Source organism: Humisphaera borealis (assembly GCF_015169395.1).
Lineage (GTDB): Bacteria > Planctomycetota > Phycisphaerae > Tepidisphaerales > Tepidisphaeraceae > Humisphaera > Humisphaera borealis.
The window spans coordinates 5,228,797-5,243,352 of record NZ_CP063458.1 but is presented as its reverse complement, the minus strand read 5'-3'; the positions used below and the strand labels follow the sequence as shown (position 1 = coordinate 5,243,352).

At 64.2% G+C, this 14,556-nt stretch carries 6 protein-coding genes and 1 pseudogene; 2 read left to right on the top strand and 5 right to left on the bottom strand.

The window, feature by feature from the left end:
• Positions 1–434 precede the first annotated feature (434 nt).
• The 5 genes and pseudogenes from IPV69_RS28070 to IPV69_RS19550 all read right to left on the bottom strand — a co-directional run.
• Positions 435–542, bottom strand: a pseudogene (locus IPV69_RS28070) (sulfate ABC transporter permease subunit CysW); the annotation flags it as partial.
• A 520-nt stretch (positions 543–1,062) separates the two neighbouring features.
• Complete coding sequence (locus IPV69_RS19565; protein WP_206291408.1) at positions 1,063–1,944, bottom strand: ABC transporter permease; 882 nt, start codon at positions 1,942–1,944, stop codon at positions 1,063–1,065.
• Between the two features lie 129 nt (positions 1,945–2,073).
• Entirely contained in the window at positions 2,074–3,165 is a 1,092-nt protein-coding gene (locus IPV69_RS19560) for a sulfate ABC transporter substrate-binding protein (RefSeq protein WP_206291407.1), read from the bottom strand.
• Positions 3,166–3,257: 92 nt separating this feature from the next.
• Positions 3,258–3,608, bottom strand: a complete 351-nt coding sequence (locus tag IPV69_RS19555) for a hypothetical protein (protein WP_206291406.1) — start codon at positions 3,606–3,608, stop codon at positions 3,258–3,260.
• A gap of 64 nt (positions 3,609–3,672) precedes the next feature.
• Positions 3,673–4,212 carry a helix-turn-helix transcriptional regulator gene (locus IPV69_RS19550; RefSeq protein WP_206291405.1) on the bottom strand — a complete coding sequence of 180 codons (540 nt, stop codon included), beginning with the start codon at positions 4,210–4,212 and terminating at the stop codon, positions 3,673–3,675.
• A gap of 935 nt (positions 4,213–5,147) precedes the next feature.
• On the opposite strand from IPV69_RS19550, the gene IPV69_RS19545 reads away from it, so the two are divergent.
• Together IPV69_RS19545 and IPV69_RS19540 are read left to right on the top strand one after the other, a co-directional pair.
• Complete coding sequence (locus IPV69_RS19545; protein ID WP_206291404.1) at positions 5,148–5,486, top strand: RNA recognition motif domain-containing protein; 339 nt, start codon at positions 5,148–5,150, stop codon at positions 5,484–5,486.
• Between the two features lie 90 nt (positions 5,487–5,576).
• On the top strand, positions 5,577–14,405 hold the full coding sequence (locus IPV69_RS19540) for a glycoside hydrolase family 94 protein (protein WP_206291403.1): 8,829 nt from the start codon (positions 5,577–5,579) through the stop codon (positions 14,403–14,405).
• Positions 14,406–14,556: the final 151 nt, after the last annotated feature.

Here is a 14,556-nt window from a genome sequence, read left to right as displayed (position 1 = left end):
CGCGCGACGAACGGGAACGTCACAAAGATTGACGCCAGCACGATCGACAGGTGGGTGAAGATGACACCCTCGTTCATTCTCGCAGCGCCGATCGGCCACCAGTGTTCGACGGAGAAGCCGCGCCAGAAGAGTGATGTCGGATCAGGCCACTTCCAATCGGTGGGGAGCAACCAGCGCCAGCCGGGATTGGGCTGCGTGTACGCGTAGATCACGATCGCCGCGAAAACCAGCAGGGAAGCCCATCTGACGATGCGGCGGACCTTGAGCGAAAACGGCTCGCGTTCCTTCAGTTCCGGATAGAACCAGACCAATGCTGCGTGCGACGCCAGCAACACAGACCAGCCGGCCAGCAACAGCGGTGGCAGCCAGAGCAGGGCCCGAATCGCCGGCGCCAGCCACACCGCCCGGTCGGACTTGGCCACATCGGCCAGGAACCCTTGAGCACCGAACAGGAGAACGAAAATCAGTCCCGAAACGACGGGCGATACCGAGAACGGAAGCTCCGTGATTGCAATGAGCAGCGATCGGCCCTTGAACTTGAACTTCGTCACGGACCACGCGAACGCCACCCCGAAGAAGATGTTCAGCGGGACAACGACTGCAGCGATGCAAAGCGTCAGCCGGACGGAGGCCCAGTTCTGCCTGGCACTGTCGGGTAAAGCCAGAATCGCGGATTGTTCGCGCATGAGCAGCCGACGCTCGTCGTTGAATGCACGCCGCTTCAGGAGCGGAAGACTGTTGATTTCATCGAGCCGGGCTTCGATCTGTGCGAGCCTGGCCTGGTCGATCGGTGGCGGGAAGAAGACGTCGCGATAAGACTGCCAGCCGTTGGACAGTGCCTGCGCGAAGACATTGGCCGCCGGCACGATGACGAACAGCGTCAGGAACGCGACGGCGATGGTCGTCAGGGCGATGCGCGGGAATCCTATGCCGGATTGGATTCGGCGAGGCGTGATAGCCGGCGAGACGGAACTATGCTGGATTGAAGTCATATCGCGATTGCAGGGGAACAATTCGTGGCAAAGGCAGTAGCACCCCGCCGCCGGTCACTGATTCACCAGGTCATCTGGCCTGCCGATTGGCCCACCACTGGAGCACGTTCACCAGCAACAGAACGAGCAGCGCGACACCCAGCAGCACCACTCCGATTGCGGTCGCCTGGGCGTAACGGTACTCCTCCAGCTGTTGCATGATCTGAACCGGGGCGATCTGGCTCTTACCCGGGATGTTGCCGGTCACGAAGATGACAGATCCGTACTCGCCGACCGATCGGGCGAATGCCAATGCCATTCCGCTGAGCCAGGCCGGCATCAGTTCCGGCATGATGACTCGGCGGAACGTAAGCCAGTTGCTCGCTCCCAGGCTGTGGGCGGCCTGCTCGGTCTCGATCTCCCACTCCTGCAGCACCGGCTGGACGGTTCGAATGACGAACGGAAGACTTACGAACGTCAGCATCAGCACGACACGCAATTCGTTGAGACCGGACAATGTCCGCGGCCCCAGCGTCAATGCGTCAATCCGACCAGCGGTTGAGTTCCAGGCGGCCGTCACCCAGTCGCCGATAAGAATCTGCTCGATCCAGGGCATTCCTGCGTACAGGCTGCCGAAAGTCAGCCCCGCGACGGCCGTCGGCAGCGCGAACGGAAAGTCGACCACCGCGTCGAAGAGCCGGCAGCCAGGAAACGGACAGCGGACCAGCACCCAGGCAATAATCAGGCCGAACAGCCCATTGATCAGCGCCGCGGCCGCAGAGGCCTGAAACGTCAATCGATACGAGGCCCGGACGACATCGCTGTTAGCGGTTTTCCAGAAGTCATCCCAACTCAACTGCGCGGACTTCAGGATCAGTGCGGCCAACGGCAGCAGCACGATGATCGAGAGATAGAACATCGAGTACCCCATCGCGAAGGGGAACCCGGGAAGTACACGTCGACGCTTGGACATGAATTCACCGTCGCCGGGAAGCGGGCTGGTGTCGGTCTTTCAAATGGCACGGTACGGCTGTGCCCCCGACGGCCTGGCCCGCCTCCCGGCTTTCGTGGGAAGGGAGGAAACGGCTCGATATTGCGACCCTTACTTGACGGCGTAGATCTGATCGAACACACCGCCATCTGCGAAGAATGCCTTGGTGGCCTTGTCCCAGCCGCCGAACGTCTCGTCGATCGTGAACAGCTGGATCTTCGGCAGCGAGTCGCTGTAGCGGGCCAGCACTTCGGTGTCACGCGGGCGGTAGTGCAGCTGGCCGGCGACATCCTGCACTTCCTTGGTGTAGAGGAAGTTCAGGTACGCCTCGGCGATCTTGCGGGTGCCCTTGGCGTCGACCGTCTTGTCGACGATCGCCACCTGCGGCTCGGCCAGAATGCTGACCGGCGGATAGATGATGTCGAACTTATCCTTGCCGAACTCTTCGAGGACCAGGTGCGCTTCATTCTCCCAGTTCAGCAGCACGTCGCCGACATTCTTCTGGGCGAAGGTCACGGTCGAGCCGCGAGCGCCGCTGTCGAGCACCGGTACGTTCTTGTAAAGCGCTGCGACGTAGGCGCGGGCTTCTGCGCTGTTGTAAGCCGGGTGATCCTTCGCGGCAGCGGCTGCATCGGTCGACGCCTTGACCTGATCGGCCTTGGAAAGGTCATACGTCTTGGCCTTGGCCGCATCGCCCCAGCCGGCAAGAAACGCCCAGCGCGCTGCTCCGCTGGTCTTGGGGTTGGCAACGATCACCTGGTTGCCCTGCTTGACCAGGTCGGCCCAGGTCTTGATCCCCTTGGGGTTGCCCTTGCGAACGACAAAGACGATGGTCGAGGTGTATGGGCTGGAGTTTCCGGGGAACTCCTTCTCCCAGCCCTTCTCGATCAGACCGGCTTTCTCGATCGCGGTGATGTCATACCCCAGGGCGAGTGTGACAACGTCAGCCTTGAGGCCGTCGACCACCGACCGCGCCTGCTTGCTCGACCCGCCGTGCGACTGCTCGATCTTTACGTCAACGCCGGCGGTTGATTTGTACTGCTTGGCGAAGAGGCGATTGACCTCGTCATAGAGCTCTCGGGTGGGGTCGTAGGAGACGTTCAGCAGCGTAGCGCTCTTCTCCTGCGCCGAAGCGTGATGCACGAAACCGATCGCGGACAACGCCAGCACAGCCGGCGCGACAATCTTTTTCAGTAAACGCATGGTTCCAGTTCCTTTCATTCAGACAGGTGCCAAAAGTGAATCTCTCAGTGCGGGCGGCGTCGGCCGGTACCGCGGACAGGCAAATCGGAACGTCAGATCCCCAGCCCCCCTTCCAGGTACGGCTCGCTGGGGGTGTAACGGTCCAACCTCGCCGAGACCGCGGCCGCGAGCGACCGGAGGACCGACGGCGGTACGTCCCCCATGCCGCTGTCGGCAATCAGTTCCTCAACCGCCAGCGACACCAGCGCCTGGGCCTCGCGGAAGCCGCGCCGGCGGCCGGTTTCGAAGCCGTGTCTCTCGTACAGATCGAAGACGCCGCCGATCGCAGCCGTCGGGGCATCGGGAAGCTCAATCACTTCAATGCCATCGTCGGAAACATCGCCCGAAGGGCCCGCCGCCAAAGCAGGGGCTGGCGCACGTAAAACAACGCTTGTCGATTGCATGGGACTGACCGGTAGAAAGCTGGCAGTACAAGTGGAGGTCTGCCACGGCGGTCGTCCCGATCGATCATTCGAGCAGTCGACCCAAGGTGGCACCAACGGCGGTTCCCCGGCCGGGAACGGCGACGGAGAAAAGTCCCGCCGTCGCCGCCGCGCCGGGACTTCTACACCCGGCCGACCGACCGACGGATGCCCCGATCCGAGCCGCCCGCCGCCAGTCGCGAATGAGTGTGCTGTCGGAGTACTCGTTCATCCGGGCCAGATCGCGCTGATCGATTGCGACCGGAGTTGTCCCCAGTGCCGGGCCGATTCCCGTGATCGCCTGGATGTCTGTCCGCGTCGCCAGCAGGACAATGACCGACAAACCCAGAGCTCGCGCGATCTCGACCAGCGTCGACAACCTCGGGTCCGCGTGTCCGGTCTCGATCTGAGCAATCGTCGCCCGACTCACCCCCGACCGAGCGGCCAGGTCATTCTGCGTCAACCCCGCCAAGTCGCGGGCGATGACAAGGTTTCGCGCAACGACGACTGCGTGCGGCTCGAGTCGCTGGGGGGCGACAACGTCGTTGTCGGCGGGAGCGAGGTTGCGACGGGCGTTCGACATCATCAATTCCTACCAGTACAGTCGTTTTAGTAGGAGATTGGCAGAAGTCTACCCACAAATCCACCGCTTGCAAGATGGTACCAGCGACAATGATGTCTAAAGGAGTCTACGTTTTGCCTACTTCGAGCGTCTTAATGGAGGCGTAACGCCATGTTGCGAAAACGTTTATGTAATTTGTACGCACTATCGAAACCACTGCAAGTCGATCATTCTGGACATTCCTACAAATCCTATAGACTATTAAAGTCGAACGCGCTATCTTGTCCGCTACTCCAAGAGGACAGCCCCAATGATCTTCCATGGTCTGGTATCCCCGTCGCACGCCCCTCGCCACCCTGCCATGGACCAGGCTCGACCTCTGCGCCGCTCCTTGTCGACCATCATTCTTCAATCGGTCACGAGGGGGCGGCGGCCGCGCGGTTCATCGACCGTCGGTAGCGTTGAAGCGAGGCGGGTTCTCAGCCGCATCGAGTCTTTTGGCTATCGAGTCGACGTTACGTTCGTGAGTTCCTCTCCCTATGACATTCTCCGGATGATCGCTCGCAGCGATTGGTCAGGCAGTGTTCATCGTGTTGAGCAAATCGTGCCTGCCACGGGGGACGTAGCACTTACCGGGGCAAACCTTCTGCTCGAGAAAGTGTCGTGCGAGCTCGAGGGCTGAGTGGGGTGTTGCCCTGCGGCACTTGACCGCCTGGGCCTGCTGCCGACACAGCTTACGAGCATCACCGGATATTCGACGTAGACAGGATCACCCTGTCCGTCTACAGTCGTGGTGGTTGGTCCGCTGATCGAATCAGATTCGCCCGCAGCTTCATTTCTGCCCGCCGTCTCTTTTCCAATCGCCCTCCTGCCTGTTCGGGCCGATATGTCGGTCCCTTTCGTCCGACCTCGAAAGTAAAAACGCGGGTCATTTTGCCCATTCTCATAAGGAGAATCTCATGGGTAAGAAGTTGTATGTTGGAAATCTGAGCTACGACGTGGATTCCTCGGCCCTGGGGGAGATGTTCACCCCACACGGGACCGTCGAAAGCTCGCAGATCATCACCGATCGTGACACGGGCAAGAGCAAGGGCTTTGGCTTCGTGGAAATGGGCAGCGACAAGGAAGCCCAGGCGGCGATCGGCGCCATGAACGGACAGGACAGCGGCGGCCGCGCCCTGACCGTCAATGAAGCCAAGCCGAAGGAAAACCGCACCGGCGGCGGTGGCGGCGGCGGTAGCCGTGGCGGCTACGGCGGCGGCGGTGGTGGCTACGGCGGCGGCAATCGCGATCGCTGATCTCACCGATCAACTTTTGCCGGAGAGAGCCGCATCGCTGCGGCTCTTTCCATTTAATAGGACTGACCTGTCAACGAAAGTGAGCTGTTGTTGAACGTTCCCGGAATCACCAAAGGCCTGCAGCAACTTTCGTTCTGGAAGCGGTCGACCTTCGTCGCACCGCGATCACCGTTGACGGGCGAAGAAGCGCCGCTGCGGTCGGAGTTGTTCAGCGTCGACCAGTTGCAGCACCACGCCCGCCGGCTTGCCGAATCGCACGAATTGGCGACCTCAGGCGCTCCAGACAAGCTCATCGGTCGTCTGCACGACAACGAACATGTGCTGGTCCAGACGTACGATCTGCTGACGGCCGCCGTCGCCGCCGACCGGCGGATTTCGCCGGCCGCCGAGTGGCTGCTCGACAACTTCTACCTCATTGAAGAACAGATTCGCACGGCCAGGCGGCATCTGCCGCGGTCCTACGGCCGCGAACTACCGCGCCTCGCTCGGGGCTCCAACGCGACGTTGCCGCGGGTCTATGCGATTGCCCTTGAACTGATCTCCCACGTGGACGGCCGGCTCGATGCCGTCAGCCTGGATGCTTTCGTCGCGTCGTACCAGACCGTACAGCCGTTGAAGCTCGGCGAGCTCTGGGCCGTGCCGATCGTGCTGCGGCTGGCGCTGATTGAGAACCTTCGCCGGGTGGCGGTACGGATCAGCTCGACGCGGCGCGATCGCGATTCGGCGATCGACTGGGCCGAGCGCATGGTGAGCGTGGTCGAGCGGGCCCCGACCAACCTGATCCTCGTGCTGGCCGACATGGCCCGGGCCGATCCGCCTTTGACCGGCGCGTTCCTCGCCGAACTGACGCGCCATCTGCAGGGGCAGAGTCCGTACTTCGGTTTTGCGACTGGGTGGCTCGAACAGCGACTGTCGGAACAGGGGCAGACAATCGAGCAACTCGTCCGCGCCGACGCCAACGCGCAGGCGGCCGACCAGGTGTCGATCGGCAACAGCATCACCAGTCTGCGTTTTCTCAGTTCGACCGACTGGCGCGACTTCGTCGAACGGCACAGCGTGGTCGAAAAGACGCTGCAAGGCGATCCGGCCGGCGTTTACAGCAGCATGGAGTTCGCTACCCGCGACCGCTATCGCCATGGCGTGGAAGAAATCGCCCGCCACAGCAGGCAACCCGAGCAGGAAGTGGCTCGCCGGGCGATCGGGCTTGCCGACGCCGAGGCCGGCGGCCAGCAAGGCGGGCCTGCGTCGCACGTCGGCTATTACCTGATCGGCAAAGGCCGCCGCACGCTCGAACGCGCCGCCGGCATGCGTCGCTCCGTCCGCAAGGTCGCGGCAAGCGTCGCAGCGAGCTTCCCGCTGGCGTTCTATCTGGTGCCGGTGACCGTCATCGCCGCGGCGGCGACGGCCGGCTTTGTCGCAGTCGTGCTGGCATCGGGCGTCGGCGTCGTGACGGCCACGCTGCTGGGTGTCGCCGCAGCGATGTGCGCGGCGCACCTGGGCATCGGCGTCGTTAACTGGTGCGCCAGCGTGCTGGTCGATGCCAGGCCGCTTCCGAAGCTCGACTTTCGCAAGGGCATTCCGGCGACGCACCGTGCGCTCGTGGTCGTGCCGACGATGCTATCGAGCGCCGACGCGATCGACGATCTGCTGGACGGCCTGGAGGTGCGATATCTCGCCAACCGCGACGAGAACCTGCACTTCGGCCTGCTCACCGACTATGAAGACGCCGCCACCGAGACCCGGCCCGGCGACGAAGCGTTGCTGAAGCGGGCGGTCGACGGGATCGAGCAGCTCAATCGAAAGTACGAGGACACCCGGACGGACATCTTCTTTCTCTTCCACCGGCCGCGCCGTTGGAACGAGCAGGAAGGCGTCTGGATGGGCTACGAGCGGAAGCGCGGCAAGCTCGCCGAGCTGAACGCCCTGCTGCGCGCCCAGCGCCAAGGCGCGTCCCCGCCGGCCGACCGATTCTCGCGCATCGTCGGCGATATCGCGCGGCTTGCCGACGTGCGGTACGTGATCACGCTGGATACCGACACTCAGCTTCCGCGCGATTCGGCCCGGCAGATGACCGGCGCGATGGCGCATCCGCTGAACCGGCCGGTGTTCGACCCGGCGCGGGGCCGTGTCGTCGAAGGCTACGCCATTCTCCAGCCCCGGGTCGGCGTCAGCCTGCCCGACGCGCAGGGAAGCTGGTTCGTCCGACTGTTCGCCGGCGAGACCGGCATCGATCCCTACACCCGCGTCGTCTCCGACCTGTACCAGGACGGCTTCGGCGAAGGCTCGTTCATCGGCAAGGGGATCTACGACATCGACGCGTTCGAGCAGAGCTGCGGCGACTTCCCCGAGAATGCGATCCTGAGCCACGACCTGCTCGAAAGCGCCTACGCCCGCTCGGCCTTGCTGAGCGATGTCGAACTCTACGAGGCCTACCCGACGCGCTACCCGGCAGATGTGAGTCGGCGACACCGCTGGATTCGCGGCGACTGGCAGATCGCCGGCTGGCTGATGCCCCGGGTGCCTTCCGGCAAATCCGGCAAGGTGCCCAACCCGGTCTCGGCCCTGTCATGGTGGAAGATCTTCGACAACCTGCGGCGGAGCCTGGTTCCCGTCGCCATGCTCGTGCTGTTGCTGTTGTCGTGGCTGGCCGCCCCGCAGGCTGCCCTGGCGGCTACCGCGCTGGTACTGGCGGCGATCATGGCCGGGGGCGTGCTTTCGACTTTGCACGCGATGGTCCGCAAGCCGTCCGATGTGCCGCTCATCGCCCATTTGCGGCTGACCGCGCGCGGCTTCGGCAAGCAGTTGGCCCAGCTCCTGTTCTCGCTCGTCTTCCTCCCGTATGACGCCTGGATCAGCATCGACGCGGTGGCGCGGACGGCCGTCCGCATGCTCTGGACGCGGCGGAACCTCCTGGAATGGAAGACCTCGAGCGATGCCCAGCGCAGCGCCCGGACAGACCTGATCGGCTTCTTCCGGTCGATGGGCTTCGCGCCGGCGCTGGCGATCATCACCGCGACGGTTCTCGCCCTGCTCCGCCCGGACATGCTACTCATCGCCGGGCCGGTGCTGTACCTCTGGGTTGTATCGCCGATTGTCGCCTGGTGGCTCAGCCGTCCGATCCGGCCGACACCGGTCCGTCTGACCGACGAGCAGCGCGGCTTCCTGGAAAAGGTCGGCCGGCGCACCTGGCGGTACTTCGAAACGTTCGTCACGGCAGACAGCAACTGGCTCGCGCCCGACAACTTTCAGGAGCACCCGACGGCGGTCGTAGCCCCGCGCACCAGCCCGACCAACATCGGCATGGGACTGCTCGCCGACCTTGCCGCGTACGACTTCGGCTACTGCTCGGTCGCCCGGCTGCTCGACCGCACGGAAAAGACCTTCTCCACGCTCGGCCGGATGGAGCGATATCGCGGGCACTTCTACAACTGGTACGACACGCGATCGCTTCGGCCCTTGTCGCCGGCGTATGTATCGATGGTCGACAGTGGAAATCTTGCCGGGCATCTGCTGGTGCTCCGCCGGGGCTTGCTGGAGATTGCCGATGCGCCGGTGCTGCCGCCCCGCATCTTCGGTGGGTTGCGCGACACAATACGCGTACTGCTCGATTCGGCCCGCGGCGTTTACCCGCCGGCGGCAGCGGCGCAGCAAGTTGCGGTCACTGGCGACGTGCTGCGCCGGCTTGAACGCATCGACGCCGAGCTGGGCAAGGCACCGACCACGCTGCGTGCCTCGCTGGCGCTGCTGTCCCGACTGCAGGCGTCCGCCTCGGACATCGCCGACGCCGTCGGACAGATCGGCGAAACCCGCTGGTGGGTCGATGCCTTCGAGCGGTCGTGCGCCGACCATCACACCGACCTTCTGCACGCGGCCGCCTGGGCCGCCCTGCCGGCAATCATTCCGGCGGGCGATGCGGCGCCGGCCCCCCTGCACAAGCTGCACGAAGCCCTGGGCCGGCTTGATGCCGGGCTGAGCCTGGGAGAGGTGGCCCGACTGCCGGCCGTCCTGGTGCCGCTGATTGATTCGGCCGTGCAGGCATCCGAAGGCGATAACGCGATGGTCGCCGCGCTGGACGAACTCCGCCGTGCCGTCGCTACGTCGTCGCACCATGCGACCAGCCGCATCAGGGCGCTGCAGGACATCGCCGAGCAGTGCCAGGATCTGGCCGACATGGACGTGTCGTTTCTGTACGACTCGTCGCGCGACCTGTTTTCCATCGGATACAACGTTACCGACCAGCGGCTCGACGGCGGGTACTACGACCTGCTGGCGTCCGAGGCACGGTTGGGCAGCTTCGTTGCCATCGCACAGGGACAGGTAGGCCAGCAACACTGGTTCGCCCTCGGCCGTCTACTCACAGCGACGGGCGCCGTGCCGGCGCTGCTGAGCTGGAGCGGCTCGATGTTCGAGTTTCTCATGCCCCTGCTGGTCATGCCGACGTACGACAACACGCTGCTCGACCAGACCTACAAGGCGGTCGTCGGGCGGCAGATTCGTTACGGGAAGCAGCGCGGCGTGCCGTGGGGTATCTCGGAATCGGGCTACAACACCACCGACCAGCACCTGACCTACCAGTACCGCGCGTTCGGCGTGCCGGGACTGGGACTGAAACGCGGCCTGGCCGACGACCTGGTCATCGCCCCGTACGCGACCGCGATGGCGCTCATGGTGGCGCCGGAGGCGGCGTGCCGCAATCTCGAACGACTCGACGCCGACGGCCAACAGGGAGACTACGGCTTCTACGAGGCGATCGACTACACGCCGTCACGACTGACGCCCGGCGCCACCAGCGTCACGGTTCGGCAATTCATGGCTCACCACCAGGGTATGAGCCTCCTGTCGATCGCGTATGTGCTGCTCGACAAGCCGATGCAGCGACGGTTTGAATCCGACCCCATGCTTCGAGCGGCGGATCTGTTGCTGCAGGAGCGTATCCCCAAGGCATCGGCTCTCGCCTTCCCCCATGCCGCCGAGGCGGGCACACGCCATACGGCATCGGCGGAGGATGAAGGCACGATGCGCGTCTTCACCGACGTCGGCGGTGCCGCGCCGGAAGTGCATCTGCTATCCAACGGCCGCTACCACGTCGCGATCACCAGTGCCGGCGGCGGTTACAGTCGCTGGCGCGACACGGCCGTCACCCGCTGGCGCGAAGACGCGACCCGCGATGCCTGGGGCACCTTCTGCTACCTGCGCGATCTGGAGTCGGGTTTGCTCTGGTCGACGTCATGGCAGCCGACGCTCAAACCGTCGCGCAACTACGAAGCGATCTTCACGCAGGCCCGGGCGGAGTTTCGCCGTCGCGACGACGGCATCGAGACGCACAGCGAAATCAGCGTATCGCCCGAGGACGATATCGAGTTGCGGCGCGTGACGCTGATCAACCGGTCCGATTCCGTCCGAACGATCGAGGTCACCAGCTACGCCGAGGTCGTGCTTGCCGCGCGGTCGCAGGACCTGGCTCACCCGGCATTCAGCAACCTGTTTGTGCAGACCGAACTCGTTCGCGACCGCCAGGCAATCCTGTGCACGCGTCGGCCGCGATCGGCGGAGGAAAAGCCACCTTGGATGACACACCTGATGACGGTGCAGGGGACCGTTTCGGGCGAGGTGTCGTTCGAGACGGATCGCATGAAGTTCATCGGCCGTGGCCGGACGGTCGCCGCGCCGGCGGCGATGGAAGGCGTCGCGCCGCTTACCAACAGCGAGGGATCCGTCCTCGACCCGGTGATGAGCATCCGCCAGGTGGTACGCCTCTCCCCCGGCGAAACGGTGCGGATCGACCTGGTGACCGGCGTCGCCGAAACGCGCGACGCCGCCACCGCGATGATGGACAAGTACCACGATCCGCGCCTGGCCGATCGTGTGTTCGAACTGGCATGGACCCATGCCCACGTGTTGCTGCGGCAGTTGAACATCACCGAGGCCGACGCGCAGTCGTTCGGACGGCTCGCCGGATCGGTGATATATGCGTCGTCGCTCCGCCGTGCCAAGGCCGCCGTGCTGACGCGCAACCGGCGCGGGCAGTCAGGGCTCTGGGGCTATGGCATCTCCGGCGATCTGCCGATCGTGCTCGTGCGCATTCGCGACATCACGCGAATCGAACTGGTCCGCCAGGCGGTGCAGGCTCACGCCTACTGGCGGATGAAGGGACTTGCGGTCGACCTGGTGATCTGGAACGAGGACGACTCCGTCTACCGCCAGACCTCGCAGGACGCGATCATGAATCTCGTCGCCGCCAGCCCCGAGGCCGCGATGGTCGACAAGCCCGGCGGCATCTTCGTCCGTCGTGGCGAGCAGATGTCGGAAGAGGATCGCGCGCTGCTTCAGACCGTGGCGCGAGTGGTCCTGCTGGACGATGCCGGCACCCTGGCCGAGCAGGTCGAGCGGCGCGGCCGGGCCGAAGTTGCGATCCCCCCCTTCATGCCCGTGCGACGCAAGCCCGAGCCGCCGGTCGCGACGGAAGTCCCCGATAGTGAACTGATGTTCTTTAATGGGCTCGGCGGGTTCAGCAAGGACGGACGCGAGTACATCACCGTGCTTCGCCCGGGCCAGACCACGCCGGCGCCGTGGGTCAATGTCATCGCCAATCCGCACTTCGGAACGGTGATCTCCGAGAGCGGCGGCGCATACACCTGGGCTGAAAACAGCCACGAGTTCCGCATCACCCCCTGGTACAACGATCCGGTGTCGGACGTCAGCGGCGAGGCGTTCTACCTTCGGGACGAAGAGAGCGGCCGGTTTTGGTCGCCGTCGCCGCTGCCGGCCCGCGGGCACATGCCGTACGTCATCCGGCACGGTTTCGGCTACAGCATTTTCGAGTACGAAGAGGACGGCATCTCCAGCGAGCTATGTGTCTATGTCGCGACCGACGCTCCGGTGAAGTTTGCGAAGCTGCGCGTGACCAACCGCTCGGGTCGGGCGCGGCAGTTCTCCGCGACCGCGTACTGGGAGTGGGTGCTCGGCGAGCTGCGCGACAAGTCGCTCATGCACGTGCTGACCGAGTCAGACCCGGCCACCGGTGCGCTGTTCTCCCGCAATGCCTACAACACCGAGTTCCCCGGCCGGATCGCATTCGTCGACTGCAGCGAGACTGACCGCAGTGTGACCGCCGACCGGACCGAGTTCTTGGGTCGCAACGGCCGGCCCGCCTCCCCCGCCGCATTGCGCAGGGTCCGCCTGTCGGGCAGGCTCGGCGCCGGCCTCGACCCCTGCGCGGCGATCCAGGTTCCGTTCGCGCTCGATGACGGCCATACGAAGGAGATCATCTTCACCCTGGGCGTCGGCCACGACGAGGAACAGGCCCGGCACCTGATCCACCGGTTCCGCGGCATTGCCAATGCGCATCGTGCCCTGGAAGGCGTCTGGCACTACTGGAGCCATACGCTGGGCGCGGTCCACGTTGAGACGCCCGACCCTTCGGTCAACTTCCTGGCCAACGGCTGGCTCATCTACCAGACGCTCGCCTGCCGCATGTGGGCGCGGACCGGGTTCTACCAGTCCGGTGGTGCATTCGGCTTCCGCGATCAATTGCAGGACGCGATGGCCCTTGTTCACGCCGAGCCGGGGTTGTTCCGGGAACATCTTCTGCGCGCGGCAGGCCGGCAGTTCGCCGAAGGCGACGTTCAGCACTGGTGGCACCCTCCAGTTGGACGCGGCGTCCGCACGCACTTCTCCGACGACTACCTCTGGCTTCCGTACGCCGCCTGCCGTTACGTGTCGGTTACGGGAGACACTGCCGTCCTCGACGAGCAGGCACCGTTCCTGAACGCCCGACTTCTGCGGGCCGACGAAGAATCGTTCTACGACCTGCCGGGCGTCGGCGGCAGCGCTTCCCTGTACGAACACTGCGTTCGCGCCATCGACAACGGCCTTCGCTTCGGCAGCCATGGTCTGCCACTCATGGGCTGCGGCGACTGGAACGACGGCATGAACCTTGTCGGCCAGCACGGCAAGGGCGAAAGCGTCTGGCTGGCGTTCTTCCTGTTCGACGTGCTGAACCAATTCACCGATCTGGCCCGCCGTCGGGGCGATTTCGGCCTTGCCGATCGCTACACCGTAGAGGCTGGCCGCCTGCGCGGGCACATCGAAGGGAACGCCTGGGACGGGCAGTGGTACCGTCGCGCCTACTTCGACGACGGCACGCCGCTGGGATCTTCGACCAACGAAGAGTGTCAGATCGATGCGCTGCCGCAAAGCTGGTCGGTGCTGTCGGGCGCGGGCACGCGCGAGCGGTCGCAGATCGCGATGAAGAGCGTCGACCAACGGCTGGTCCGCGCCGACGACCGACAGATTCGCCTGTTCGATCCGCCGTTCGACAAATCGTCGCTCAATCCCGGCTACATCAAGGGTTACGTTCCGGGTGTTCGCGAAAACGGCGGGCAGTACACGCACGCCGCGATCTGGACCGTGATGGCGTTCGCCGCGATGGGCGACTCGGAGCGGGCGTGGGAACTATTCTCGATCATTAACCCGGTCAATCATGGTGCGACCGAGGCGGGAATCGCGAGGTATAAGGTCGAGCCGTACGTCATCGCAGCGGATGTCTATGGTGTTGCCCCGCATGTGGGGCGAGGTGGCTGGACGTGGTACACCGGTTCGGCGGGCTGGATGTATCGACTGATCACCGAATCGCTCCTGGGAATCACGCTGGAAGGCGACAGGCTCAAGGTCGTGCCGAAAATGCCACACTCGTGGACGTCCTTCAAGGTCCATTATCGATACCGAGATTCAGTGTATCACGTGACAGTCCGGTCGGATCTCACAACCGATTTCACTCGCGTTTTGGTGGACGCACGCGAGCAAGCTGAACCCTTACTCACACTCGCTAATGACGGCAGGGAACATCACGTTGAAATCGTGCTGCCGTCCGATCGGGCCGAAACCGAGGAAGCACCGAAAGCCTCAACGCCAACGTAGACAGCGATCATGGCGTCTTCACCTCCAGCGGAGGACTGGACAATTTGTCAGCCCACCGCGCGATTTATCGCCCGTCGATGCCGACCATATCAGATTCTCATGATTGCAAAGCAATGGCGGAGGAACCGACCACCTCCGCCACCTCTTCTGG